Origin of the sequence: Mycobacterium sp. (assembly GCF_002863225.1) — a bacterium.
Classification (GTDB): domain Bacteria; phylum Actinomycetota; class Actinomycetes; order Mycobacteriales; family Mycobacteriaceae; genus Mycobacterium.
In genome coordinates, this window is the sequence record NZ_PKEK01000039.1 from 244,530 (window position 1) to 267,849 (window position 23,320).

The 23,320-nt window shown below is 65.9% G+C and carries 27 protein-coding genes and 1 pseudogene; 16 read left to right on the forward strand and 12 right to left on the reverse strand.

The genetic code is table 11. From position 1 onward, the window contains the following. Positions 1–15 precede the first annotated feature (15 nt). From CYU59_RS10320 to CYU59_RS10365, 10 genes are all read left to right on the forward strand, one after another. Positions 16–1,548, forward strand: a complete 1,533-nt coding sequence (locus CYU59_RS10320; RefSeq protein WP_292988826.1) for a MorD protein — start codon at positions 16–18, stop codon at positions 1,546–1,548. Positions 1,549–1,570: 22 nt separating this feature from the next. Further along, positions 1,571–2,371, forward strand: a complete 801-nt coding sequence (locus tag CYU59_RS10325; RefSeq protein ID WP_292988828.1) for a CbbQ/NirQ/NorQ/GpvN family protein — start codon at positions 1,571–1,573, stop codon at positions 2,369–2,371. A 26-nt stretch (positions 2,372–2,397) separates the two neighbouring features. Then, positions 2,398–2,526, forward strand: coding sequence for a hypothetical protein (locus CYU59_RS10330; protein ID WP_292988830.1), 129 nt, complete (start codon positions 2,398–2,400; stop codon positions 2,524–2,526). 95 nt (positions 2,527–2,621) lie between these two features. Next, positions 2,622–3,227 carry a hypothetical protein gene (locus CYU59_RS10335; RefSeq protein WP_292989058.1) on the forward strand — a complete coding sequence of 202 codons (606 nt, stop codon included), beginning with the start codon at positions 2,622–2,624 and terminating at the stop codon, positions 3,225–3,227. A gap of 20 nt (positions 3,228–3,247) precedes the next feature. Further along, a complete protein-coding gene (locus CYU59_RS10340) occupies positions 3,248–3,691 on the forward strand; it encodes a hypothetical protein (protein WP_292988832.1) in 444 nt (147 codons plus the stop codon). After that, a complete protein-coding gene (locus tag CYU59_RS10345; RefSeq protein WP_292988833.1) occupies positions 3,688–4,737 on the forward strand; it encodes a dihydrodipicolinate reductase in 1,050 nt (349 codons plus the stop codon). The genes CYU59_RS10340 and CYU59_RS10345 overlap by 4 nt, the downstream gene beginning before the upstream one ends. Further along, a complete protein-coding gene (locus CYU59_RS10350; protein WP_292988835.1) occupies positions 4,730–5,785 on the forward strand; it encodes a dihydrodipicolinate reductase in 1,056 nt (351 codons plus the stop codon). The genes CYU59_RS10345 and CYU59_RS10350 overlap by 8 nt, the downstream gene beginning before the upstream one ends. Next, on the forward strand, positions 5,782–6,204 hold the full coding sequence (locus tag CYU59_RS10355; protein WP_292988837.1) for a hypothetical protein: 423 nt from the start codon (positions 5,782–5,784) through the stop codon (positions 6,202–6,204). The genes CYU59_RS10350 and CYU59_RS10355 overlap by 4 nt, the downstream gene beginning before the upstream one ends. Before the next feature lie 24 nt (positions 6,205–6,228). Further along, the gene (locus CYU59_RS10360) at positions 6,229–7,479 is read left to right on the forward strand and encodes a cytochrome P450 (protein ID WP_292988839.1); all 1,251 of its coding nucleotides are present in this window, start codon (positions 6,229–6,231) and stop codon (positions 7,477–7,479) included. A gap of 21 nt (positions 7,480–7,500) precedes the next feature. Beyond that, on the forward strand, positions 7,501–8,625 hold the full coding sequence (locus CYU59_RS10365; RefSeq protein WP_292988841.1) for an FAD-dependent oxidoreductase: 1,125 nt from the start codon (positions 7,501–7,503) through the stop codon (positions 8,623–8,625). A gap of 3 nt (positions 8,626–8,628) precedes the next feature. Here CYU59_RS10365 and CYU59_RS10370 read toward each other — a convergent pair whose 3' ends face one another. Beyond that, a complete protein-coding gene (locus CYU59_RS10370) occupies positions 8,629–9,366 on the reverse strand; it encodes a methyltransferase domain-containing protein (RefSeq protein WP_292988843.1) in 738 nt (245 codons plus the stop codon). Positions 9,367–9,561: 195 nt separating this feature from the next. Here CYU59_RS10370 and CYU59_RS10375 point away from each other — a divergent pair, with 195 nt between their 5' ends. Continuing rightward, a complete protein-coding gene (locus CYU59_RS10375; RefSeq protein WP_292988845.1) occupies positions 9,562–10,452 on the forward strand; it encodes an SDR family NAD(P)-dependent oxidoreductase in 891 nt (296 codons plus the stop codon). On the opposite strand, the gene CYU59_RS10380 is transcribed toward CYU59_RS10375, so the two are convergent. Both CYU59_RS10380 and CYU59_RS10385 read right to left on the reverse strand, forming a co-directional pair. Next, positions 10,453–11,199, reverse strand: a complete 747-nt coding sequence (locus tag CYU59_RS10380) for a class I SAM-dependent methyltransferase (protein ID WP_292988847.1) — start codon at positions 11,197–11,199, stop codon at positions 10,453–10,455. Positions 11,200–11,259: 60 nt separating this feature from the next. After that, positions 11,260–11,892, reverse strand: coding sequence for a TetR-like C-terminal domain-containing protein (locus tag CYU59_RS10385; RefSeq protein WP_292988849.1), 633 nt, complete (start codon positions 11,890–11,892; stop codon positions 11,260–11,262). A 111-nt stretch (positions 11,893–12,003) separates the two neighbouring features. On the opposite strand from CYU59_RS10385, the gene CYU59_RS10390 reads away from it, so the two are divergent. After that, positions 12,004–12,477, forward strand: a complete 474-nt coding sequence (locus CYU59_RS10390; protein WP_292988851.1) for a DUF1707 domain-containing protein — start codon at positions 12,004–12,006, stop codon at positions 12,475–12,477. Here the strand turns inward: CYU59_RS10390 and CYU59_RS10395 are convergent. Next, a pseudogene (locus CYU59_RS10395) lies at positions 12,467–13,829 on the reverse strand (adenylate/guanylate cyclase domain-containing protein). The gene CYU59_RS10390 and the pseudogene CYU59_RS10395 sit on opposite strands and share 11 nt — an antisense overlap. Before the next feature lie 119 nt (positions 13,830–13,948). On the opposite strand from CYU59_RS10395, the gene CYU59_RS10400 reads away from it, so the two are divergent. Next, positions 13,949–14,710, forward strand: coding sequence for an SDR family NAD(P)-dependent oxidoreductase (locus CYU59_RS10400; RefSeq protein WP_292988852.1), 762 nt, complete (start codon positions 13,949–13,951; stop codon positions 14,708–14,710). Here CYU59_RS10400 and rpsR read toward each other — a convergent pair. The 4 genes from rpsR to rpmB are packed head-to-tail and all read right to left on the reverse strand — an operon-like array spanning position 14,707 to position 15,655. Then, positions 14,707–14,949 (reverse strand): 30S ribosomal protein S18, encoded by a 243-nt coding sequence (gene rpsR, locus CYU59_RS10405; protein WP_292988853.1) that lies wholly within the window; start codon positions 14,947–14,949, stop codon positions 14,707–14,709. The genes CYU59_RS10400 and rpsR overlap by 4 nt on opposite strands. Further along, complete coding sequence (gene rpsN, locus CYU59_RS10410) at positions 14,949–15,254, reverse strand: 30S ribosomal protein S14 (RefSeq protein WP_292988854.1); 306 nt, start codon at positions 15,252–15,254, stop codon at positions 14,949–14,951. Before rpsN ends, rpsR begins: the two co-directional genes overlap by 1 nt. Continuing rightward, positions 15,255–15,419 carry a 50S ribosomal protein L33 gene (gene rpmG / locus CYU59_RS10415; RefSeq protein ID WP_285186362.1) on the reverse strand — a complete coding sequence of 55 codons (165 nt, stop codon included), beginning with the start codon at positions 15,417–15,419 and terminating at the stop codon, positions 15,255–15,257. It abuts the gene before it with no gap. Further along, positions 15,419–15,655, reverse strand: a complete 237-nt coding sequence (gene rpmB / locus CYU59_RS10420; protein ID WP_292988859.1) for a 50S ribosomal protein L28 — start codon at positions 15,653–15,655, stop codon at positions 15,419–15,421. The genes rpmG and rpmB overlap by 1 nt, the downstream gene beginning before the upstream one ends. A gap of 98 nt (positions 15,656–15,753) precedes the next feature. Here rpmB and CYU59_RS10425 point away from each other — a divergent pair, with 98 nt between their 5' ends. Both CYU59_RS10425 and CYU59_RS10430 read left to right on the forward strand, forming a co-directional pair. Further along, positions 15,754–16,953 carry a GTP-binding protein gene (locus CYU59_RS10425; protein ID WP_292988861.1) on the forward strand — a complete coding sequence of 400 codons (1,200 nt, stop codon included), beginning with the start codon at positions 15,754–15,756 and terminating at the stop codon, positions 16,951–16,953. After that, positions 16,950–17,210 carry a type B 50S ribosomal protein L31 gene (locus CYU59_RS10430; protein ID WP_292988863.1) on the forward strand — a complete coding sequence of 87 codons (261 nt, stop codon included), beginning with the start codon at positions 16,950–16,952 and terminating at the stop codon, positions 17,208–17,210. Before CYU59_RS10425 ends, CYU59_RS10430 begins: the two co-directional genes overlap by 4 nt. Before the next feature lie 147 nt (positions 17,211–17,357). On the opposite strand, the gene CYU59_RS10435 is transcribed toward CYU59_RS10430, so the two are convergent. Together CYU59_RS10435 and CYU59_RS10440 are read right to left on the reverse strand one after the other, a co-directional pair. Then, positions 17,358–18,695 (reverse strand): aldehyde dehydrogenase family protein, encoded by a 1,338-nt coding sequence (locus tag CYU59_RS10435; RefSeq protein ID WP_292989060.1) that lies wholly within the window; start codon positions 18,693–18,695, stop codon positions 17,358–17,360. A gap of 22 nt (positions 18,696–18,717) precedes the next feature. Beyond that, a complete protein-coding gene (locus CYU59_RS10440) occupies positions 18,718–19,824 on the reverse strand; it encodes a phenazine antibiotic biosynthesis protein (protein ID WP_292988865.1) in 1,107 nt (368 codons plus the stop codon). A 301-nt stretch (positions 19,825–20,125) separates the two neighbouring features. Here CYU59_RS10440 and CYU59_RS10445 point away from each other — a divergent pair, with 301 nt between their 5' ends. Next, positions 20,126–20,668 carry a nuclear transport factor 2 family protein gene (locus CYU59_RS10445; RefSeq protein WP_292988867.1) on the forward strand — a complete coding sequence of 181 codons (543 nt, stop codon included), beginning with the start codon at positions 20,126–20,128 and terminating at the stop codon, positions 20,666–20,668. On the opposite strand, the gene CYU59_RS10450 is transcribed toward CYU59_RS10445, so the two are convergent. Continuing rightward, the gene (locus CYU59_RS10450; RefSeq protein WP_292988869.1) at positions 20,669–21,436 is read right to left on the reverse strand and encodes an alpha/beta hydrolase; all 768 of its coding nucleotides are present in this window, start codon (positions 21,434–21,436) and stop codon (positions 20,669–20,671) included. It lies immediately after the preceding gene. Then, on the reverse strand, positions 21,420–23,213 hold the full coding sequence (locus CYU59_RS10455; protein WP_292988871.1) for a long-chain fatty acid--CoA ligase: 1,794 nt from the start codon (positions 23,211–23,213) through the stop codon (positions 21,420–21,422). The genes CYU59_RS10450 and CYU59_RS10455 overlap by 17 nt, the downstream gene beginning before the upstream one ends. Positions 23,214–23,320 lie beyond the last annotated feature (107 nt).

Consider the following 23,320-nt stretch of genomic DNA (forward strand, 5'->3'; position numbering starts at 1 on the left):
ACGTTCTGATCGTCGATGATCGAGCTGTCCGATCCGGACGCCATGGGCGCCGAACGCAGTTGTTCGGTGACGGCTGTCGCGCTCAGCGGGCAACGTCGCGAGGGCGCCCGATTGGTGACGGGTGAGCATCGCGAGTTCAGCCTGAGTCCGCGGCTCGATTTCGTCCATGTCCCGTACCCGTCGATCGAACGGGGATGGAACCGCAGAACCCTGACATGTGGTGTTGCCCTTCAATGTTCACCCTCGAAGGAGCGGCTCGCGGAATATCGACTGCACGAGCTGTCCACCCGGGAATTGCGGGCGGTCACCCTCGTCGAGGCGAGCGTCGCGCTGGGGTGGATCGCCGTGAACTGGCCCGGACTGCTGGTCGAGGCGCGTCGAATGCTGCCGGACCTCCAAGCGTTGCCCGCCGACACCGACGCCGGCGAGATGGTCGACCGGGCGATCTCGATGTCGCGTACCGCTGCGCCGCTGAGCGTCCCGCGGCTGGTGGGCCGTCTGCCCCTGGCCCACACCGCGCCGCAAGGACTGTCCGACAAACTGCGCCGCAGCTTCGGCAGAATGCCCTGGACCACAACACAAAAGCGGTTGCCACGCCCGTATTCCGTCCCGGTCGGCGGCGACGGCGGCGTGCGTAATCCGAACCTGCCACCGCCGAGTCGGCCTCAGGACAACGACCTCGACACCACCCCCGAGCACAGGCCTGGCATCCCCTATCCGGAGTGGAATCTGTGGACCAGGAGTTTCCTGCGAGACCATGTCGCAGTACTTGAACGCGCGCATGCCACACCGTCGCGAACCCCCGAGCCCGCGTCGGCGGAATTGCGCAAATGGTTCGAAGAACACACCCACCGGGCGATGAAGAACCGCCTCGAGGACGGTTCAGACCTCGACGTCGAACAGTATGTGCGGCATTACATCGACCTGGCGACCGGCGAGGCGGTCGAGCCGCGCATCTTCCGGGACGTGCTGCCTGCCAGCCGTGACGTCACAACGGCGTTATTACTGGATGGCAGTTCGTCTTTGGGTGTGCATGGCGGGCGGATCTTCAAGCTGGAGTTGGCCTGTGCCGACGCTTTGTCGAAGGCGATGACGCTCGCAAGGGAACGCCACGGAATCTTCGTCTTCACCGGCAACACGCGGCACCGCGTCGAAGTGAGCTGCCTGAAGGACTTCGAGGACCGGCGATTCGTGCCACCGGGCCGCCTGGGCCTGGCCACCGGCGGTTACACCAGGCTCGGCGCCCCGTTACGTCACCTGACCAGTCGGCTGCTGGCCCAGCCCTCGGAGCGGCGTCTGTTGATCGTGATCGGCGACGGACTGATGTCCGACGAAGGATATGAGGGGCGCTACGCGTGGGCCGACGTCGCGCACGCAGTCGAGGAGGCCAACGACGCGGGAGTGTCCATCTACTACCTGGGCGTCGGACCGACTCGCGTCGACCCGCTGCCGGAGGTCTTCGGACCCCTTCGTTCCCAACGTATTCGGCGCGTCGAGGAGCTTCCGCGGGTGTTGGCGCACGTCCACCGCGAGCTGGTGACCGCATGACCGACGACAGCCTGGGGGGCACATGACCACCGACACCTACTATTCGAACGGCAACGAAGTCCAGTTGTTCGAGCAGGCCTACCGCCAACGACTCCCGGTGATGCTCACCGGCCCGACCGGCTGCGGCAAGACTCGGTTGGTCGAGCACATGGGCCTGCTGCTGAGCCGCCCAGTGGTGACGATCAGCTGCCACGACGATCTGACCAGTTCCGATCTCGTCGGCAGGTTCATGGTGACCGGCGGCGACGTGGTGTGGACAGACGGCCCGCTGACCCGCGCTGTGAAGGCCGGCGCGATCTGCTACCTCGACGAGGTCGTGGAGGCTCGCCACGACTCGCTGGCAATCCTGCATTCGCTGACCGACCACCGCCGCGCGCTCTATCTCGACCGGGCCGACGAAGTCGTCACTGCGCCGGAGACTTTCATGCTCGTCTGCTCCTACAACCCGGCCTATCGCAGTTCCCTCAAGGAACTGAAGCCGTCCTTCCGCCAGCGGTTCGTCACCCTTCCGATGCGGTATCTGCCCGCGGATCGCGAAGCCGAGGTGATCGTCGCCGAAGCGGGCATCGACATCGCGGTCGCGAGGAGGCTCGTTGCCTGCGCCACCGCGATCCGGACCGCCGACCACGCCTTCCACTTCGAACCGCCGTCCACCCGGGTGTTGGTCACCGCCGCGCAGCTGATCGCCTCCGGCGCAGGTGAATTCGAGGCGGCAGAAGCCTGCGTGCTGGCGCCGCTGTCTGCCGACGGTGCCATCACGGACGGCTTGCGCGAAGTCGCCGTCGCCAGCCTCGCCGCCGACAAATCGCGCACGTCGCACTAGGAGAACCGCCGAAAGGAGTCACCACCATGGACCAGAAGGAACGGCAGCGCAAGAAGGCCCTGATCATCCTCCAGGTCGTCATCTACGGCTATCTGCTGCTGATGTTCGGTATTCAGCTCTACATGTCATTTGCCCGTGGGTGGTGGGACCTGTGAATCCCAAGCTGCTGAATCCGCGTGCCGACGACCCGGTGAGCCTCGAGGACCATCACGACGAATCACGTCTGGCCCAGCGCCGGGCCGACAAGTGGATGATCGTCGGCGCCGCACTGATGGGGATGTGGGCGCCCGGGCTGATCGGCTTCCCGATCTTCATGCGCGGGGTGTGGTTGCAGCGCCAGGCATTACGGGCCGGACTGTCGGTGCGACCGATGATCGTGACCCTGATCGGATACCTGGTGTTGATCGACGGCGCCCTCAACAGCCTGGGCTGGGCATTGGATCTCGTCGCCAACCACACGCTGATCAACCGGGTGCTGATGGTCGGCTGGGGCAACATGTTCGACGCCGGTTACTTCTGGCATTACAACGAATTGTGGGTCGGTGGCGCCGCAGGTCCCGGTGAAAAAGCCTATGTGGCCGGACTGATCCTGACCGTGTTCGCGATGCGGTGTGCTGCGGCCATCGGTTTCCTGCAGATGAAGCGATGGGGCCACCAGTGGATGGTGATCACCTGCTGGATGGGTGTGGTCATCTGGTGCGCCTACGTCTTCAACATGACCATGTTCGCCGACGTGCGCTATGCGGGCGTCGTGTTCCCGGTCGTCGGCTGGTGGCTGTACGACATCTTCTACATCACGCCATTTCTGGCCATCCCGTATCTACATACGGTCAACCGCGAAATCTTCACCGACTGAACACGTTAAGGAGCCCAGCCGTGACTTCACCTCATGCCTCGCCGGAGTCGACCGAGGACAAGGACCCGGGCGCGGATCTGCCGCCCGGCACGACCCCGTACTACGCCAGGATGCACAAGTACATCAAGAGAGCCGTCCTCGTCTGTCTGGTCGCCCTGGTCATCGAGGGCGCTTTCACCCTGCCCTTCATGGCGGTCTACTACGGGTACCCGACTTTGAGCCTGACTCAGATCTGCAGTGAACTCCTGAAAGTCCGCTATTCCGACGACACCCTGGAATGCAAGGTCCCCTATCCGATGCTGGGGCCGCCGGAAGGCGCCGAGGGCAAGGACACCGCCCGCGACCAGTGGGGCATTCAGCCGGTGCCGAAATACCACCGGCTGAAATTCCGCGAACTGGTACGCATCCACGATGCTCGGGTGGCTCAACAAGGCACGCAACACTATTCGGCGCCGCACCCGTGACATTCCGGGTCGTCCAGTGGACCACGGGCAACATCGGCGTGAAGTCGGTGCACGCGATCGTGGAGAACTCGCAGCTGGAGTTGGTCGGATGCTACGCGTGGTCGCCGGACAAGGTGGGACGCGATGTCGGAGAGTTGTGCGGCATCGAACCGCTCGGCCTGCGTGCCACCGACGACATCGGTGCGCTCATCGCACTCGACCCGAATTGCGTTGTGTACAACCCGATGTTCGCCAACGTCGACGATCTGGTCCGCATCCTCGAGGCGGGCATCAACGTCGTCACCACGTCGGAGTTCATCACCGGTCATCGGCTCGGTGAGGGTCGCGACCGCATCATCGCGGCGTGCGAACTCGGCGGGTCGACCATTTTCGGTACCGGCCTCAACCCCGGCTTCATCGAACTCTTCGCGATCGTTTCCGCTGGGCTCTCGGACAGGATCGACCGGGTGTGCATCGTCGAGTCGTTCGACACCACCATCTACAACTCGCCGGAGACCGAGAAGATCATGGGATTCGGCTATCCGATCGATCATCCGGGCCTGCCGGCGGTGACCGAGGAGGGCTCCGGGATCTTCCGCGAAGCCGTCCTCATCGTGGCCGAAGCGCTCGGGGTGGAGCTCGACGAGATCCGTTGCCAGGCCGAGTATGCCCAAGCCACCGAAGATGTGCGTCTTCCGGGGGACTGGGTGATCGCGAAGGGGTGTGTGGCCGGAATCGACGTGAGCTGGCGAGGATTCGTCGGCGAGCGCGACGTCATCGAGGTGCGTGGGGTGTGGACCAAGGGCCAGTCGCTGGAGCCCACCTGGACGATGGGGTTCGGCTACAACATCACCGTGGAGGGCCGGCCGACGATCAAGACAACGCTGGCGTTCGAACCGCCTGCGGATTTCGTCGCGGAGACGATCGAAGACTATGTCCTGCTCGGTCTGACCATCACCGCGGTGCCGGCCATCACCGCGATCCCGGCGGTCGTCGCGGCTCCACCCGGCATCGCGACGTACAACGATCTGCCGCTGCTACTTCCGCGGGGAGTCCTCAATGTCTGAAAAAACCTATCGAATCATCCAGTGGATGACCGGCGACGTCGGACAGGTCGGGGTCCGCCACTTCGCCGACAGCCCGGTGTTCGACCTGGTCGGCGTTCTGGTGCACAGCGAGGACAAGGTCGGCAAGGATGCCGGTGAGATCGCCGGGATAGAACCGATCGGCGTGATCGCGACCGACGACATCGAGTCGATCGTTGCCCTGGAGGCGGATTGCGTGTTCTACACACCGATCATCATGGATGTCGACACGGTCTGCCGACTCTTGCGCTCCGGGAAGAACGTCGTCACCACGAGCGGCTTCTTTCATCCGACCGACGACTTCCGCGAGGGCGGTGACCAGATAGCCGCCGCCTGCCGAGAGGGCGGGACGTCTTTTCATGCCGGCGGAATCCACCCGGGCTATGCCGGTGACATTCTGCCGCTCACGCTTGCCCGGGTGGTCAGCAAGATCGAGCAGATTCGCGTGTACGAAGTCGTGAACGTGCTCACGGATGCGCCCACCGATCACATCGACTGGCTGGGTTTCGGCAAGGCGAAGGACAAGTTCCTTTCCGAGCCAACGATTCTGGGGTTCGGCATGACGTTCTTCGCGCAGTCGATGCACATGATCGCCGACGGCCTGGGCGTCAGCATCGACGATGTGACCGCCGAGCTCCGAGCCGCGGTTGCGACCGAAGACATTCCGCATGAACTGGGGGCAATCCCCTGTGGCACGGTCGCCGCGCAGCATCACGAATGGACGGCCTGGGTCGACGGCCGACCGCTCATCGTCTTTCATGCGATCTACCTGACCTGCGGTCCGGAAAGCCTTGATCCGGCCTGGGATTGGGGAAGAACGAGGTATCGGATCGTCATCGACGGAGATCCGCCGACCGAAATGACGCTCGAGGGCGTCGCTCAGCCCGACGGCTCGATGACGCATCCCGGCTACAACTGGACCGCGATGGGCGCCATCAACGCGATCCCCGACGTCTGCGACGCCGCGCCGGGTTGGCTCACCCATCTGGACCTCGGACTGATCCGGCCGCGCGGGCTGGTGCGGGCATGACCGAACAACGCGGAACGCAGCTTCATCACGTCGTGTTCGCCGTCTCGCCCGATCGTCAGGCCGACGTGGCGCGGCTGTTCACCGAGCTCGGCTTCAGCTTTCAGAACACCGAGCTGACCGAACTCGGGGTGACGGTGTACCTGGACTGGAACGGCGGTGTCGAACTGATCAGCGCCGTCCCCGGTTCGACCGCGGACGTGGCAACTTCGGTGACTGAATTCGTAGAGCGCAATGGAGACGGCGTGTACACCGTGGTGCTCCGGGTCCCGGGAGCGTCCGACGCCGAAGGCATCGCCGAACGCTACGGATCGAAAACCCGTTTCCGGCAAAGCTTTTCCGGTGACGGCTCCTACCTCGACGAGATCGACCTGTCGGTGTTCGGCCTTCCGCTGACGATGCTGTCGACCAATGTCCCTTGATGGCTCGTCAGCGAGGAGAGTGCCGTGACCGTTGACGCGGCCAAACAGAGTGTGTTCGAGGCTGGACTGCCCGTCCTCAGCTACGCCCTGACCGACACCCCGCAGCAGATCTATCCGCAGTTCCACGCGGCCCAGCAGGTGGCTCCGATTGCAGTGGGGCCCATCGGTCCCGAGATTCTCTCGTACGAATTGGCCCGTGTGGTGCTTCGCGATCCACGATTCGTCATCCCGCCGGGTATCCATCTGTCCGCCCACGGGATCACGTCAGGCCCGTTGTGGGACAGGGTGACTCACAGCATCCTGAACATGGAAGGCGACGAACACCGCCGGCTGCGCAGCCTGGTGTCCAAAGCATTCACGCCACGCGCGACGGCGGGCATGGACGACACGATCCACGCGATAGTCAACGAGCTCGTCGATCGCATCGCGGACTCGGGACGCTGCGAATTCGTCGCGGACGTCGCGCGTCCCTATCCGATACCGGTCATTTGCGCGCTGCTCGGCGCACCTCGCGAGGACTGGGAGCAGTTCTCCCGGTGGGCCGAGGACATCTTCAAGATCGTGAGCTTCGACTGCGATCTCGCTCAGGAAGAGCCCGTCGTCCTCAAAGCCTGGGGTGAGTTCGACGCCTATATCGACGACATGGTCGCGCACCGGCGTCGCCACCTGACCGAAGATCTGCTGTCCGAGCTGATCGTCATCGAGGATGCGGGTGACCGGCTCAACGCCGCCGAGTTGCGGATGCTCGCGTTCAGCATTCTGGTGGCCGGCACCGACACCACACGCAGCCAACTCGCGGCCTCCATGCAGGTGCTGTGCGACCACCCGGATCAGTGGGCGCTGCTGCGCGACCAGCCCGAGCTGGCGATGCGTGCCGTCGAGGAGACCATGCGCCATTCGCCGTCCATGTGCAGCACGGTGCGCAGCGTCAACGACGACGTCGCCATCGGAGACTTCACCTTTCCCGCAGGCACTTTCATCCTGGTGAACACCTACGCGGCCAACCGCGACTCTGCGGTCTACGACGAGCCGACCCGCTTCGACATCACCCGCGATGCGCCTCCGCCGATCCTGACATTCGGCGGCGGAGTGCATTACTGCCTCGGCGCGAACCTGGCCCGACGTGAACTCGCCGAGGCGCTCAAGATCCTGACCCGCCGCCTGCCGAATCCGCGGCGGGCCGGGTCGGCGCCGTGGAAGCCGTTGCTCGGCATGAGCGGGCCTACCAGCCTGCCCATTGAGTTCGGTGCGGCATCACCCACAATCCAGAACTAGAACCTGTTACAGTTTTGCCGCATGAGCCGCAAACGCGTCGTCGTCGCGGGCCTGGGCGATGTGGGTGTCCTTGCTGCGATTCGGCTCGCGAAGCATTTCGACGTGGTCGGCGTTTCGGTCAAGCCAGGCCTGGTCAGCGGGCAGGAACTCGGCGTCCGGCTGGCCCGGCCGCGGGACTGGGCTCGTGACTACTGGATTCCCTTCGACCGGTTCCGGCGACTGGACCGGGTGCGGATCATCCAGGGCACGCTGACCGGCGTCGATCTTGCCGCGCGGACGATCTCCGGTGACGGCGACGACGGCACCCCGTTCGTCGAAGGCTATGACGCGCTGGTCATCTCGACCGGAGTGAGCAACGGCTTCTGGCGCCGGCCCACCCTGCAATCGGCCGCCGACGTCGGCGCCGACCTGCACGCCGCGCATCAGCGCCTGGCCACCGCCGACTCCGTGATCGTCGTCGGTGGCGGCGCGGCCGCCGTCACCAGCGCGGTGAACCTGGCAACGACCTGGCCGGACAAGCGAATCGACCTGTACTTCCCGGCGGATCGGGCGCTGGGCGACTACCACCCGCGGATCTGGCAGCGCATCCAGCGCCGGCTGACCGGGCTCGGCGTCGGCCTGCACCCGGGCCATCGTGCCGCACTGTCCAACGGTTTCACCGGCGACGAGATCACCAGCGGCGGAGTCGACTGGAGCACCGGTCAACCGGCGGCCTCCGCCGACGCCGTGCTCTGGGCGATCGGGAAGGTGCAGCCGAACACCGACTGGCTGCCGGCCGAACTGCTGGACGACAGCGGCTTCGTCCGCGTCAACGCCGAGCTGCGGGTGACCGGTCGTCCGGAGGTGTTCGCTGCCGGCGACGTCGCGGCCACCGACCCGCTGCGCAGCTCTGCCCGCAACCGGGGTGACGCGCTGGTCGCCCACAACGTCCGAGCCGAACTGGCGGGAGGGCGGACGAAGACCTACCGTGCCCCCGGCCGCCGGTGGGGTTCGGTTCTCGGCATCCAGCCCGACGGGCTGGAGGTCTTCCTGCCGACGGGCCAGGCGTTCCGGCTGCCGTCCTGGCCGGTGCAGCGGCTGGTGATGCCGCTGATCGTGCGCCGCGGCATGTACGGCGGTGTCCGGGAGAACTCGCCGCTGGTGTGACGGTCAGTTCCGGGTGCCGCGCACCCACTGGAACGTGCCGACGCTCTTGACCCGCACACCGGTGAAGCCGTGGTCTTCGAAGATGTCGCCGACCTCGTCCTCGTCGAAGATGTGCGCACCACCGGTGGGCAACGCCCGCCACAGGTCGACCGGAGGACGCAGGGTGGGAACCATGACCGCCAGGCGGCTACCGGGTTTCAGGACGCGGCCGATCTCGGCCAACGCCGCCGCCGGATCGGGGATCAACTGCAACACCGCGAGCGAGATCGCCGCGTCGAAGCTCTCGTCGCGGAACGGCAGCTTCTGGGCGTCCGCCCGCAGGAAACCGACCTGCGGACTCGCCGCGGCACGCACCGCGCGGGTCAGCATCGGCTCGGAGATGTCGACACCCAGCGCAAGTCCACCCGGCCCGGCCGCGTGAGCCAGCGAGGTGGTGATGTTTCCGGGCCCGGAGCCGACGTCGAGCGCGACTCCGCCGTCCGGGATGTTCAGCCAGTCGATCGGAAGCTGCATGGCTGCGATGAACCGTCGGGTCAGTGCCTGTGCGTTGTCGTAGAGGAACGACCCGATCGGTGACGCCCAGGCCGCCTGGATCGCGCCGTCGTTCTTCGCGACGTCCGCGTCAGCGCCGCCGAGCAGGTCGAGATAGCCGTGCTGGGCGTCCGGCTCCGCGGGCGGTTCGGCGAGCAGATCCAGCGCCCTGCTCAGCGCCGGCGGCAACGTCGTCGTCAGTTCGGTCATCGTGCGCTACTCCTCCTCATGTTCACGCGCGCGTCTTCGCCCGCGTGCACGGGCATCGCTTCGGCGAAACACTCAGTTGGCCAAGCGTTTACGCGTCGAGAACGGCGACGCGTGGCTCTTGTGGCCCCGTGGGCAGCCTACGCCGCGGTGCCGATCGCCTCCACCTGCCGAGGCCACAGGGGTTACTGTCGAGCGGTGACGACATCGTGGTCGCCGAGCCGACTCGGCAACTTGTCCGGCAAGCGCATCATCGTGACCGGGGCGACCAACGGGGTGGGCCTCGGCACCGCTCGTCTGTTGGCCCGCGCGGGCGCGCACGTGATCCTGGCCGTCCGTAATACCGAGTTGGGTGCTCAACGAGCCGCCGAGATCGGCGGCTCCACCGAGATCGCCAAGCTCGACCTCGCCGATCTCGCCTCGGTGCGGGCGTTCCCCGACCAGTTCACCGGCGACGTCGACATCTTGATCAACAATGCCGGGGGCCTGAGTCAGCATCGCACCGAAACCGTCGACGGCTTCGAAATGACGATCGGCACAAATTATTTGGGTCCATTCGCGTTGACCAACCTGCTGTTGGATCGGGTGCGATCACAGATCATCAACGTCGGATCCGACGCCCACAAGTCCGCGACGCTACGACTCGACGACATGCATCTGCGCTCGCACAAGTGGGCGGCCTACCCGGCGTACGCGCGCTCCAAGCTGGCGGTGATGCTGTGGAGCCTCGAGCTCGATCGCCGGCTGCGGGCGGCGAAGTCACCGGTCGTCACCCAGCTCACCCACCCGGGCTGGGTGTCGTCCAACCTGTCGAATGTGTCGGACAAGAAATTCATGGCGGGTTTCCATCAGGTGGTCGCCGCGCTGGCGGACCGCTTCGGTAACGACATCGAACAGGGCGCGGCGCCGACCCTGTACTGCATCAGCGAGCCGATACCGCCCGGCAGCTATGTCGGTGTCGACGGGCGACTCGGACTCAAGGGTGGCCCGGTGCTCATCGGGCGTTCTGCGCTGGCAGCCGACTACGAGATCGCCGGCCGGGTGTTCGAGTTCGGCGAAAAAGAGACCGGCACAACGTCTCCCGTCTAACTAGACCGGCGTCGCGAAGATGGCCACCGCGTCGCCGCCGACCGATACCCCGGCCGGCCCGATCCGTTCGACCAAGCGCGCGCGCAGTTCGTCGGTCTTGTCGGCGGGGACCAGCAGCTGTTGGGAGAACGTGAACGCGATGTCGACCCATTGCTGCGCGGAGTAGTGCAGATCGTGCGGATACTCATGCTGCGTCACGGTGAACCCCGCCGCGGCGATCACGTCGGCAACCTCGCCGGGACTGCCGTCGCCACTGTGGTTTTCGACGTCGGTGTACTCGGAGTAGATCTCGTCGAACTCGGCCCGCGTCGGACTGGTGGTGCGCAGCCGGTTCCAGATCAGCGCGAGCTTGCCGCCGTCGTCGAGGACGTCACGAATCTTCGGCAGTGCCACTGCGGGGTCCACCCAGTGAAACGACGCCGCGAAGACCACCCGGTCGAACCGGCGGCCGGCCGGCTCCCAGTCCTCGAACGTCGCGAGCTCGACGGCAACGCCCTTGGCCCGCGCGACGGCCGCCATCCGCGCATCGGGCTCGACGGCCAGCAGATCGGCGCCCCGTTCGATGAGCTGCATCGAGGCGATCCCGGTGCCGGCTCCGCCCTCGAGTACCCGTCGCGCACCGGGCGCCAGCACGTCGTCGATCAACTGGTCGGGATAGCGCGGCCGGTGGGTGTCGTAGTTGTGTGCCGCACCTCCAAATGAGTTGGCGCGCTCGCGATTAGTGAACAAATTCAGTCGCGGTGGCATGGCGTCGAGCGTAGCCACGACAGTTGTGACCCGGCTGTGAAGTCGCGCTGCTGACCGTGCTCAGGGTGTCGGTGGCCCGCTGGTTCTTGCACCCGTGAGGTCGTCACCGACGTACTGGGCGAACAGGTCGGCCAGGGCGCCGGCGAACTCGGCCGGAGCCTTGCCCGACGGGACGGCGGCAGCCTGTAGTGCGCCGTCGCGGGTCAGTACCACGAGACCGTGCACGAGCGCCCAGCTGATCAGGGCAAGGGTCGGGGGAGTCTCCGGTTGCGCTGAAGCGTTTCCGGACAGCTCACTCACTGCGGCAGTGAGTGAGCTGATGGCCTGCTGCTGTGCCGCAGCGAGTTCCGGATCGTCGCCGTGCAATTCACCGGGCGTGAACATCAATTCGAAGAGGGCACGGTGGGCCAGGCCGAAGTCGATGTAAGCCCGCCCGAGCGCTGCGAGCTGCTGCCTGGCATCGGACTCGTGCACGGTGGACAACCGCTCGGCGAGGGCGTGGAATCCTTCCGCGGCGATCGCGGTCAGCAGACCGGACCGGTCGCCGAAATGGTACTTCGGCGAGGCGTGCGACAGACCCGCGCGGCGGGCGACGGCACGCAGGCTGATTGCGGCCCGGCCGTGTTCGACGAGTTCCGCTCGCGCGGCGGCCAGCAGGGCCTCACGCACGTCGGGGCGGGATTCAGATGCCATGGGCGGAATTCTCGCCTACGCGTCTTGACAGTGTCAAATACCTCTGAAATGCTGATGGGGGGATTTTGACAGTGTCAAACAAGAGGCCAACATCCAGTCGAGGAGTCAACGATGAACTGCCCAGTCACCATCGCAGCGGCACGGCCGTATCGTCCGTCCCACACCGAGCCGAGCTTCCGGGTCGGGGATCACCAGCGAGAGAAAGTCGTCGCGCGACTCGGTCAAGCGTTCGCCCAGGGGTACCTGTCGATGCCGGACTACGAGACCCGGCTCGACCGGGCTTTCCAGGCGCAGACCGCCGGAGAGCTGACCCAGGTCCTCGGCGACCTTCCGGTCGGTCGCATAGCGCGCGACGACCCACAGCGGCGCGCCGCAAAGGCCGCGGCCGCACGCCGCGGCGTGCGGATCCACGTGGCCGCGTACCTGGCGGCGTCACTGCTGATGATCGGCATCTGGCTGGCCGTTGCGGTCGCCGCGGGCGCCTGGTACTTCTGGCCGGTCTGGCCGATTATGGGGATGGGCATCGGCGTCGTCTCCCACGCCGTTCCGGTCCTGCGTAGCAGGGGCTTTCGCCTCAGCGCGTGACGCCGGCGTGTACACGTTCCAGCGCGCACAGCCGCCACTGGCCCGGGACACCCTTCAGGGTGTGCTCGCCACGATCCGCGAATCGGTGCCGTGAGCCGGTGACGATGTCGCGGACCGTCGAGGACACCAGCACTTCGCTCGGTCCGGCCAGCGCCGCGACGCGCGCGCCGATGTGCACCGCCATTCCGGCGACGTCGTCGCCGCGCACCTCGACCTCGCCGGCGTGAATACCGACCCGAATCTCGATGCCCAGCAACCGGATCGCGTTGATCAGCGAGTCTGCGCAGGCGATCGCGGCACTCGGGCTGGGGAAGGACGCGACGAAGCCGTCACCGGCGGTGTTCACCTCGAAACCGCCGAACCGTTCGAGTTCGTGCCGGACCATCCTGTCGTGGTTGTCCAGCAGGTTCCGCCACCGACCATCGCCGAGCGACGCGGCCCGTTCGGTCGAGCCGACGATGTCGGTGAACATGATCGTGGTCAGCACCCGGTCGGCGCCGAATCCGCCGCGCACACCGGTGACGAACTCTTCGATCTCGTCGAGCATCGGCGCGGTGTCGCCGACCCAGTACAGCGCGTCCGCTCCGGGCAGTTCGATGAAATGCGCTCCGGAAATGTGCTCGGCGATGTATCGACCGTTGTCCACCGGGCAGAAGTCGGAATCCCGTCGATGCAGCACCAGGGTCGGCGCGGTGATCCGTGCGAGGGTGTCGCGGACGTCGGAATGGCGGGCCTTCAAGATGATGGCGCGGGCCATGCTCGGCGAGGCCGCCCGGTTGCCGGCCATGTCCCACCACGAGCGGAACGCGTCGTCGTCGACCATGCTGGGCGCGATGAAACCGAGCATGTCGAACCCCTGGTCGACGGCATCCGGCTCCATCGCCACCGTGGTGTACGGGTCCTCCTCGACGATCTCGAATCCCATCGGGTAGTCATCGGCGCGCAGCGTGCGGGCGGCGCCGTTGATGACGATTAAGTTGGCGACGCGTTCCGGGTAGTCGGCCGCGAGCACGAGTCCGGTCATCGAGCAAGCCGGGGGCGAGAATCGTCGCCCGCTCGCAGCCGATCGCATCCATCACCGAGATGGCATCCTTGGCCCAGAACTCCGGCCCGATCACGTCCTGCGACACCCGCGAGGACATGCCGACACCGCGCTGGTCGAGCCGGATGACCCGGCTGAACGACGCCAATCGCCGGTGGAAGCGGTACATGGACGGATCGGCGTCGATGGTGTCGATCGGAATCGACGGCCCCGGCAACACCAGCACGTCGGTCGGCCCATCGCCCAGGGTCTGGTAAGCGATGTCGGCCTCGCCGCAACTCGCGTAGCGAGTCCGTGGAAACTGCGCCACGCTCTACAGGCTAGATCACCGAAACCGACACGTTTCGGTGTCAGCTGCGCGGTAGTCGCATCGTGGCCGCGCTGCCGCGAGTATGCAGGTAGCAGTAAGCAACGAGAGGAAACAACGCCATGCAGTTGACGGGTAACACCGTTCTGGTCACCGGAGGGGGCACCGGGATCGGCCGGGGCCTGGCCGAGGCATTTCATCGGCAGGGCAACAACGTCATCATCGCGGGCCGTCGCCTCGAGGTACTGAAGGAGGTTGCCGAGGCCAACCCGGGCATTCAATACCTGACCCTGGACCAGGGCGACGCCGGTGACATCAGGCGATTCGCCATCGAGGTCAAGGACAACCACCCCGACGTCAATGTGCTGATCAACAACGCCGCCATCCAGAGGGTCGAGAATCTCGCCACCGGCGGCCCCGGGCGCGCCGAGCAGACCATCAACATCAACCTGCTCGGCCCCATCCGGGTCACGGCGGCGTTGTTGCACGCGTTGCTCGGCAAGCCGCGAGCCACGATCATCAACGTCACATCCGGGCTGGCTTTCATGCCCAGCGCTCTGACGCCGACGTACTGCGCCACCAAGGCCGCGCTGCACTCCTACACGCAGTCACTGCGATTCCAGTTGCGCGACAGCGATGTTCAGGTCATCGAGATCATTCCGCCACGAGTGCAGACGGCACTGCAGGGAGCCCGCGGGTTCGATCCGCGCGGATTGCCGGTCGACGAGTTCATCGCCGAGACGATGACGCTGCTGCAGACCAAGCCTGAGGCCGCGGAGATCATCGTCGAACGCGTCAAAGGATTCCGGTTCGCCGAACGGGACGGCGCATTCGACGAGATCTATCCCGCATTCAACGAGCGGATGACGGCGCAGGTCGACTAGGGCAGCAGCGCCATCTCACGGGCGTTCTTGATCGCCGTCGCGACCTGGCGCTGTTGCTGAACGGTCAAGCCGGTCACCCTGCGCGACCGGATTTTGCCGCGGTCGGAGATGAACATCCGCAGATGTGCGACGTCCTTGTAATCGACGCTGGTGACGCCGAGCGTCCTGAGCAGATTCTTCTTGGCGGGTTTGATCTCCGCGGTAGTGGCCCGGCGGGTGCGGTGGGACTTGCCGGCCATCACCAACTCGCTTTCCGGATGCCGGGAAGTTGTCCCTGGTGCGCCATTTCGCGTACGCGAACCCTGGACAGTCCGAACTTGCGCAGATGTCCGCGGGGCCGTCCGTCGACGGCGTCGCGGTTGCGTAACCGCACCGGGCTGGCGTCGCGCGGCTGCCGATTGAGTTCGCGCTGCGCATCCAGTCGCTGTTCCGCCGTGCTGGCGGGCGCGCGGATGACGCGCTTGAGTTCGGCCCGGCGATCGGCGTGCCGGGCGACGATGTCACGACGCCGGTCGTTCTTGACGATCTTGGATTTCTTGGCCATTCAGCGTTCCTCTCGGAAGTCGACGTGCCGTCGGACCACCGGGTCGTACTTCTTGAGCACCAGGCGGTCCGGGTCGTTGCGCCGGTTCTTGCGCGTGACGTAGGTGTAACCGGTGCCCGCGGTCGAGCGCAGCTTCACGATGGGACGAATCTCATTGCGCGCCATCAGATTCGCTCTCCCGCGCGACGCAACCGGGCGACGACTGCTTCGATGCCGTCGCGATCGATGACCTTGATGCCTTTGGCACTGACCCGCAACGTGATCCGCCGATTCTGCGACGGCAGGTAATAGGTCTTGCGCTGGATGTTCGGCGTCCATCGCCGCCGGGTACGGCGGTGCGAGTGCGAGACGGTGTTTCCAAAACTCACCGAACGTCCGGTGACCTGGCAGCGAGCGGACACAGCCCCTCCCCCTTAATGAAAATCGTTTTCGACAAGCGGTGCGTTGCACTGTAGCGTGTCGGCAGGGTTATTGAAAACCATTTTTAAGAGGGAGTGGGATGCGGACACCTGTGGTTCTGGTCGCCGGCCAGGGCGGAACCGATGCGGTCGCCGGCACGCTGCTGCGCCGACCGGGAACGGTGGTGGTGGAGCACCGCTTCGACGGCCACGTAGTGCGACGAACGGTCGTCCGGTTGCGCGACGGCGACCTGGTGATCGCCGAAGAGGCATTGGAACTGGCGCACGGTTGCCTGGCCTGCACGATCCGCAACGACCTGCTGGTGCTGCTGCGTAAGCTGCACCGCCGGGCCGACATCGAGCGGATCGTCGTCCACCTGGCGCCGTGGCTGGAGCCCGAACCGATCTGCTGGGCGATCAACCACGTCCGCGTGCGCGTGGGGCCGGGATATCTCGACGGCGTGGCCGCCCGTGACGTGGTGATCGCCGGGGTGGTCACGTGCGTGGACACCGTCGACTGGCTGGGTCAGGCGCTGGGCCAAGACGAGTTGTCCGACGGCCGCACGGTGGCCCAGGCGGTCGTCTGCCAGGCCGAATTCGCCGACGTCCTGGTGCTCAACCGGGCCGATCCGTCGACGCTCGCCGTCCTGCGCAGGCTGGCGCCCCGCGCCCGGATCACCGTCGGTGTCGAGCGCGTCGAGATGTCGCTGGCTCACGTCGACGACGAATCACGCCGCGGCCGAAGCGATCACCCGCACGCCCCGCTGCTGGCCGGGCTGCCACCGCTGGCCGCCGAGGGCGCGATCAGGATTCTGGAGTTCAGTGCCCGCCGGCCGTTCCACCCGGAGCGGCTGCACGCCGCGGTGGACACGCTGCTCGACGGCGTGATCCGATCGCGCGGCCGGCTGTGGCTGGCCAACCGGGGAGACCAGGTGATGTGGCTCGAATCGGCCGGTGGCGGACTCCGTGTCGCATCGGCCGGAAAGTGGTTGGCGGCCATGACATCGTCCGAGGTCGCCTACGTCGACCCGGAACGGCGGGCCTTCGCCGACCTGATGTGGGAACACCGGTTCGGCGACCGGCACACCTCCATGACGATTCTGGCCTGCGGCGCCGACCCGGCCGAGATCGCCGATGCGCTCAACGGTGCGTTGCTCACCGATGACGAGCTGGCCGATCCGGATGCGTGGTCTGGCTACGATGACCCGTTCGGTGACTGGCACCAAGACCCGTGCCACGAAACACCGGATATGGCAGGCGAATTCACAGCACATCGCACCAGTAACGGAGAATCCGAATGAAACCCGGCATCCATCCGGACTATCGGCCGGTGGTGTTCCAGGACGCGAACACCGGCAAGCAATTCCTCACCCGATCGACGATGACCAGTTCGCGGATCATCGAGTGGGAGACCTCGACCGGTGTCGAGACCTACCCGCTGGTGGTGGTCGAAGTGTCGAGTGACTCGCACCCGTTCTGGACCGGCACCAAGCGCACGCTCGACACCGAGGGCCGGGTGGAGAAGTTCTACCAGCGCTACGGCCGGCGCGCGAAATAGACTGATGGGCAATCTCAGTCGCGGATGAGCCCCGACCCTCGGGGCGGTGATTGCCACCACCCAGATCGACGTGAGCGCGGTGGTTACTCGCACGTTCTCTCGCTGGCGTCGATCTCGACGAAGTGACGAGCGCTACTGCAGGCAGCCTCAGTCGCGGATGAGCCCCTTGTTGCGCATCAGGAAGTCCGCGAGGTATCCGTCGTGCGGGATCTCGGGTGCTGTGTAGTGGGTCGGGTGGTGACCACCGTAGACGTTGGCGATGGTCGGGTCGGCGAGTAGATCGTCGACCAGATCGTCGTCGGTGGTGATCGCACTGATCACCAGCGAATGCCGCAGCGGCGCCAGCCCGTCGGCCCGCGACCAGGGGGCCACCCAGACGCACGGAAAGGGCAATTCGACGTTCAGCTTGTCGACGTCGGGTGAATCCAGCAGGTGTACCGCGGGGCGCAATACCGCGTAGCCGTCACCGAGCGGCGCAATGACCTGCTCGGCCCCCAGCAGCGCTGTGGCGCCCGCGGCCACCTTGGCCAGGTGACCCGCCAAAGCCGTTGCGGTCTCCATCTTCTGGACGGGCAGGGATTGGCTGTCGATGGTCGACAGGTGCTCGGCGATCGCCGCGGCCAGGGGGGCTGGGTCGCCCTCGTAGAGCACGGCGGTGGTGTTGACGCAGGCGATGCCGCCGAGGTCGGCGACGGAGTCCGTGATCACGTCGAGGTAGTCGCGCCAGTCGTGCTCGGCGGTGATCAGCAGCTTGGCCCGACCCGGTCCGTTGACGAAAACCGTTGCGTCCCCGGCGTATTTGTCGACCACGTCCTGCCCGCCGTAGACCATGCTGAGATCGGCCGACCGGATGATCTCGTCGGCTCCGCGATGATCGGTGGGCAGATAGACGGCGTCATGGGGGCGAAATCCAGCCTGCCGCAGAGCATGCACCAACCGGTGGGCGGTCAGGGGCTCGCGGCGTGACGGGCGGACCGCGACCCGGTAGCCCAAAGCCAGTGCCTGTGGCCACAGGGCGTGCACACCGGGACCGTTTCCGGAGGCCAGCACCGCGAATACGTCGCCGCGACGGGCCCAGACCGCGCCGCCGCGGCGTTTTTCCCGCCAGTCGAGCGCCGCGCCCGCGGGCCGGGCCTGCTGTACTGCGGTGAATGCCGATGCGACGCCGTCGGCGACGCCGCGCGCCCCGGCGCGGGTGACCGAGACCGGAACCCCGGAAATGCGGCCGGCCAAATCGACATAGGCGTCGAAGTCCAATCCCGCGATCACGCCGCCGGCGAACTCGTCGGCGGCCTTGGCCAGCGCGGCCTCGCGCTCACCGGCCGCCAGCGGCCGGACTCTGCGCTGTGCTCCGATCGCCCGCGAGATGTACAGCGGCGGTACGAGACTGAGCTCGGCGACCGCGGCTCCGCTGGTGGTCGACACGGTCTCGCGGGTGCGGGTACGGTATTCACCACCCGGGCCGAGTGCGTCGATCACCAGCAGATCCGTTGTGTCGGTCGCCATCTCAATAGACCCCTTCGATGACCGGCTCACCTTCGAAGGCGGCGACCGGGCTCACCTCGCTGAGCGAATCGCCCACCTGCCCGTCGATCCCCGGTAGCCGGATGGCGCTGTCGCGCTCCAGGTTATTGGGCAGGAACATGCCCTTGCTGACGTGATTCATGATCACCTGACCGCGTTGCCCGTACGGCACCTCGTCACCGCTGTCCGGGTCGACCACCCAGAACGTCGCATACGGACTGCGCGGATGGAACACGAACGGACCGTCACCGTCGATGCGTCTGGTGATCGCCTGCGAGAGGATCATCGTGCTGCCGAACGCCATGGTGATGGCCGTGTCCGGGAAGATGTCGCCGAGCAGGTCGAGGGTGTCGAGATCGACGTGCGCGCCGCTGAGCAACACGAAGCGGACCTTCTCGTTGAGCAGGTTGACCACCTCGTCGTCGCGAGCCATCGCCTCGAGTAGTGGGGGAGTGGTGTGCAGGTTCGCGATGTGCTGGGTGTGCAGCACATGGACCGCCTGCTCGACGACGTGATCGACGTACGCCGTCATCTCCGCGGCGGCGCCGCGGGCAACCAGCTTCTTCACCCAGCGGGGGTCGAGGTCGATGGCGTGAAAGGTCGATCCGAGCCGTTCGGAGACCAGCCGCGAGAAGTAGCCCACTCCATGCGGTCCGCTCGGCATCATGCACAGGAATCCGCGACCCCGCACAAAACCGCCCTCGGCGAAGTCCTCGGTCTGCCACTGCACGACCTGAGCGACCCAATCCGGCAGTTGCACGGTCCGTTTCGGTGCTCCAGTGGTGCCGCCGGATTCGAAGATCTGCGGAACCGGCGGTGGTGACCCCGCCGAGAAGTAGCCCCGCGGGACGAGGTCGTCGACCGACTCATTGCGTAACTCGCTGAGCAGGTTGGGAAATCGTCGGAGATCGGCGAAGGTGGTGACGTCGGTGAGTGGGTCGAAGTCCAGGGTCTGAGCCGCCCGCAGCCAGAACGCGCTGCCGGTCCGTTCGCCGAAATGCCACGCGACGGCGGCGCGCAGGTAGGCGTCCGGGTCGCCGACCCGGTCCGGGCGTGGCACATCCAGCAGCGAGAAGTCGATGTCTGCCATGGCTCCGATCATGTCGCAGGCCAACAGTACGGGCAATTGACGTGTCGCCAATCTGCTTCACCGAGAACGGTTTTCGTGCCACGTTCACCCGCTGTAGCCAAGGTATTCGCTGCGCCGACATCTAGCCCACCGGGTCGACGCCGGGACACCTGCCAGGGAATTCGCAGGACGAACGCTGGCGCACAGCCGACCATCGCGTAAACTCGACCTGGACATTCAGTGAACCAAAAGTGAACAAACGGTTAACATGCCTGGTCGTGGCCATCGCGAAGAGTGTCTCGACTGAACGGAAGGTACCGAGATGTATGTGCCCAGCTTGCCCGCCGTGGTCCTAGACAGCACCGTCGATCCCGCTGACCGGGTCAGCGCCATCGACTTCATCAACCGGGTCAACTGGCTGTTCGATGCGTGGGACGTCGACGCGATGGTGGAGGCCTTCCTCCCCGACTGCACCACCTACCACACCCACGGGGTCAGCCACGGAAAGCTCGAGACGCGACGCTTTTTCCAGGATCAGAGCCCCCACGTGGTGGCCGGAGTCAGCCGGCAAGCTCTCAACCCGATCGTCGATGCCGACGACGACGGCGGGGTGATCGTTCGCTACCACAACCTTCTCGTCCGGCACACGGCGCAGGCGTCGTTGCCGAGAATCGTTTCCGGCCAGGTCATCACGGCCGCTCCGGACGCGCCGGAGATCTGGATCTACTCGGCGATGACGGATCGGCTGCGCCGCACCGAGAACGGATGGCGCATCTTCGAACGACACGTCGGAGCGACGTCAATGAACGAGAGCGGCTCGTCGCGTCGTCACGCCGACCCGCACCTCGAAGCGGCGGGCTGGTAACTAACCCCGGTAGGGCCGCCAGCCGCCTTCGGGCTGGGCGAGCCGGTCGGCCATCACCGACAGTGCCTGCACGTTGTGCCCGTAGCCGAGATGACTGCTGCGCACTTCGATGTTCTCGGTCTGCGGGGCGGGCACGCTGGTGCAGCACTGCCACGCCACGATGCCGTCGGACTTGCTGTAGATGCACGTCGTCGGGACCGACAGCGGCTGCGCGCGACGGTCGAGTGCGCGTTCGGAGACCGACTCGGTGGCATCGGAGCCGCGGTTGACCAGTCGCCACACCCGCCACGCCGTGCTCGCCTGATGATTGCCGCGAAACGGTGAGCCCAAGGTGATCACCGACCGGATGTCGTCGGGCCGCGCGCGGGCGAGTTCGCGGGCGTAGATGCCGCCGGCGCTCCAGCCGATGAGACTGACCCGCCGCCCGTCGTTACGCTCCCGAATGTGTTGCACGCGTGCGGGTAACGACTCTTTCATGCTGGCGCGGTAGCCCATGTTGGTGCCCAGGCCCCAGTCGTAAACGCGATAGTTCAACTGTCGCAACACATTACGCAGTAGGTCGGTCGAGAGCGGTCCGGCCAGGAATCCCGGCAACACCAGGACGGGATGGCCGTCACCGGATTCCCAGCCCGCGATGCGTCGCATCGCCAGCCGAGCCGACAGGTACTCCAGGCCGGTGCGCCACTCGAGCGTGCGGAGCAGATGTCCCGGCGGTGCCGCGTTGGCCGCGTCCGGAAGCTCGGTGACCGGCTCAGGAGTAGAAGCCATCCAGTGTCTCCTTGTTTTGCTCAGCGACCACACCGCGCTTCACCTTCAGCGACGGGGTCAGTTGACCACCGTCGACCGAGAGGTCGTGGTCGAGCACCGCCCACTTCTTGATCGTCTCCCAACGGTTCAGGCTGGCGTTGAGCTTGTCGACGTGCTCGGCGATCATGTCGTGCACCGCATCGGATTTGGTGAGGTCCTCATACGACTTGCCGCTCAGCCCATTGTCTTTGGCCCACCCGCTGATCGAATCCTCGTCCAGGGTGACCAGGGCCGCGGCGAAGTTCTTGCCCTCGCCGAACACCATGAACTGACTGGCATACGGGCACAGCGTCGCGAACTTGGCCTCGATCGCCGGCGGCGCCACGTACTTTCCGTTGGAGAGCTTGAACAGCTCCTTGATCCGGCCGGTGATCGACAGGAAGCCGTCGTCGTCGAGCTTGCCCTGATCCCCGGTCGACAGCCAGCCGTCCTTCAACGACTCGGCGGTGGCGTCGTCGAGGTGGTGGTAGCCGGCCATCACGCAGTCGCTGCGGAACTGCACCTCGCCGGCATCGCTGATCCGGACCTCGGTGCCCTCGAAGGGCAGGCCGACGGTTCCGAGCTTGTAGTTGTCCGGCCGGTTGATGAAACCGGCGCCGGAGGACTCGGTCAGCCCGTAGCCCTCCAGGATCAAAACGCCTGCCGCCTCGAAGAATTCGGCGACGTCACGGTTCAGCGGCGCCGAACCCGAGATGAAGAAGCGGACCCGGCCGCCGAACACGTCGCGAATCTTGGCGAACACCAGCCCGTCGAACAGCTTCTGCTGAGCCACCAGATGCGGCCACACGAACTTGCCCTCACGGCGACGGCGGGCGACCTCCTTGCCCACCGCGACGGCCCAGCCGAACAGCACCTTCTTGGCGCCCTTCTGCTGGGTGATGATCTTGTTGTAGGCCTTTTCGAAGATGCGCGGCGCGGCGCCCATGAACGTCGGTTTGACCACGCCACAGTTCTCGACGATCTTGTCGACGCGGCCGTCGATCGCGCTGGAGAAGCCGCACGCCAGCTGGGTGGCGATCAGCACCTTGCCGAAGGCGTGCGCCAATGGCAGCCACAACAGCTGCAGATCAGTCTCGTCGAGCAGCCCCATCCCGGAGATCACGTCACCGGTGTAGACCCATGACTTGTGGTGCAGCCGAACGCCTTTCGGCTTTCCGGTGGTTCCGGAGGTGTAGATCAGGGTCGCCAGCTGGTCGGGCTTGATGTCGTCGGCGACCTTCTTGACGACGTCGGCGTGCTCGGCCAGGTATTTGGCGCCCTGGTCGGCGAGGTCGTCGAGGGTGATCACCCAATCGTCGTCGGAGGTGCCGTCGATCAGCACGACCTTGGCCAGGTTGGACAGCTCGCCGCGCTGGTCGGTGAGCTTCTTCAGCTGGGTGTCGTCCTCGGCGAACACGATCTTGGAATCGGAGTCGGCCAGGATGTAGGCGGTGTCCTCGGCGTTGGTGCTGGGGTAGACGGTCGTCGTCGCCCCGCCGGCGCACAGGATCGCGAGGTCGGCCAGGATCCACTCCAGCCGGGTGGTGGAGGCGATGCCGATCCGGTCTTCGGGCTCGACGCCCAGCGACAGCAGACCGGCCGCCAGCGCCTCGACCCGTTCGGCGGCCTGACCCCAGGTGACCGAGGTCCAGTCGCCGTTCTCCGGAAAACGGAACGCCTCGCGATCAGCGGAGGTCTTGACGCGCTGCAAGAACAGCTGCGCCAGGTTGTTCGCTCGGTTAGCACTCTTCTCGGCCATGGCAGTTCCTTCTCGGTCGCAGCAATATGCGAATCGCACAACAGTTCCGCAGCGTTGTGTCAGCGATCACCCTATTGATCTTGCTGGGAGTGCCCAACCCGGCGAGG

Bases quoted from the DNA above. Each gene is read 5' to 3' on its own strand.
- CYU59_RS10320 (WP_292988826.1), top strand. From the start codon at position 16: ATGATCGAGCTGTCCGATCCGGACGCCATGGGCGCCGAACGCAGTTGT.
- CYU59_RS10325 (WP_292988828.1), top strand. From the start codon at position 1,571: ATGACCACCGACACCTACTATTCGAACGGCAACGAAGTCCAGTTGTTC.
- CYU59_RS10330 (WP_292988830.1), top strand. From the start codon at position 2,398: ATGGACCAGAAGGAACGGCAGCGCAAGAAGGCCCTGATCATCCTCCAG.
- CYU59_RS10335 (WP_292989058.1), top strand. From the start codon at position 2,622: ATGATCGTCGGCGCCGCACTGATGGGGATGTGGGCGCCCGGGCTGATC.
- CYU59_RS10350 (WP_292988835.1), top strand. From the start codon at position 4,730: ATGTCTGAAAAAACCTATCGAATCATCCAGTGGATGACCGGCGACGTC.
- CYU59_RS10355 (WP_292988837.1), top strand. From the start codon at position 5,782: ATGACCGAACAACGCGGAACGCAGCTTCATCACGTCGTGTTCGCCGTC.
- CYU59_RS10365 (WP_292988841.1), top strand. From the start codon at position 7,501: ATGAGCCGCAAACGCGTCGTCGTCGCGGGCCTGGGCGATGTGGGTGTC.
- CYU59_RS10370 (WP_292988843.1), bottom strand. From the start codon at position 9,366: ATGACCGAACTGACGACGACGTTGCCGCCGGCGCTGAGCAGGGCGCTG.
- CYU59_RS10380 (WP_292988847.1), bottom strand. From the start codon at position 11,199: ATGCCACCGCGACTGAATTTGTTCACTAATCGCGAGCGCGCCAACTCA.
- CYU59_RS10385 (WP_292988849.1), bottom strand. From the start codon at position 11,892: ATGGCATCTGAATCCCGCCCCGACGTGCGTGAGGCCCTGCTGGCCGCC.
- CYU59_RS10390 (WP_292988851.1), top strand. From the start codon at position 12,004: ATGAACTGCCCAGTCACCATCGCAGCGGCACGGCCGTATCGTCCGTCC.
- CYU59_RS10400 (WP_292988852.1), top strand. From the start codon at position 13,949: ATGCAGTTGACGGGTAACACCGTTCTGGTCACCGGAGGGGGCACCGGG.
- rpsR (WP_292988853.1), bottom strand. From the start codon at position 14,949: ATGGCCGGCAAGTCCCACCGCACCCGCCGGGCCACTACCGCGGAGATC.
- rpsN (WP_292988854.1), bottom strand. From the start codon at position 15,254: ATGGCCAAGAAATCCAAGATCGTCAAGAACGACCGGCGTCGTGACATC.
- rpmG (WP_285186362.1), bottom strand. From the start codon at position 15,419: ATGGCGCGCAATGAGATTCGTCCCATCGTGAAGCTGCGCTCGACCGCG.
- CYU59_RS10425 (WP_292988861.1), top strand. From the start codon at position 15,754: ATGCGGACACCTGTGGTTCTGGTCGCCGGCCAGGGCGGAACCGATGCG.
- CYU59_RS10430 (WP_292988863.1), top strand. From the start codon at position 16,950: ATGAAACCCGGCATCCATCCGGACTATCGGCCGGTGGTGTTCCAGGAC.
- CYU59_RS10440 (WP_292988865.1), bottom strand. From the start codon at position 19,824: ATGGCAGACATCGACTTCTCGCTGCTGGATGTGCCACGCCCGGACCGG.
- CYU59_RS10445 (WP_292988867.1), top strand. From the start codon at position 20,126: ATGTATGTGCCCAGCTTGCCCGCCGTGGTCCTAGACAGCACCGTCGAT.
- CYU59_RS10450 (WP_292988869.1), bottom strand. From the start codon at position 21,436: ATGGCTTCTACTCCTGAGCCGGTCACCGAGCTTCCGGACGCGGCCAAC.
- CYU59_RS10455 (WP_292988871.1), bottom strand. From the start codon at position 23,213: ATGGCCGAGAAGAGTGCTAACCGAGCGAACAACCTGGCGCAGCTGTTC.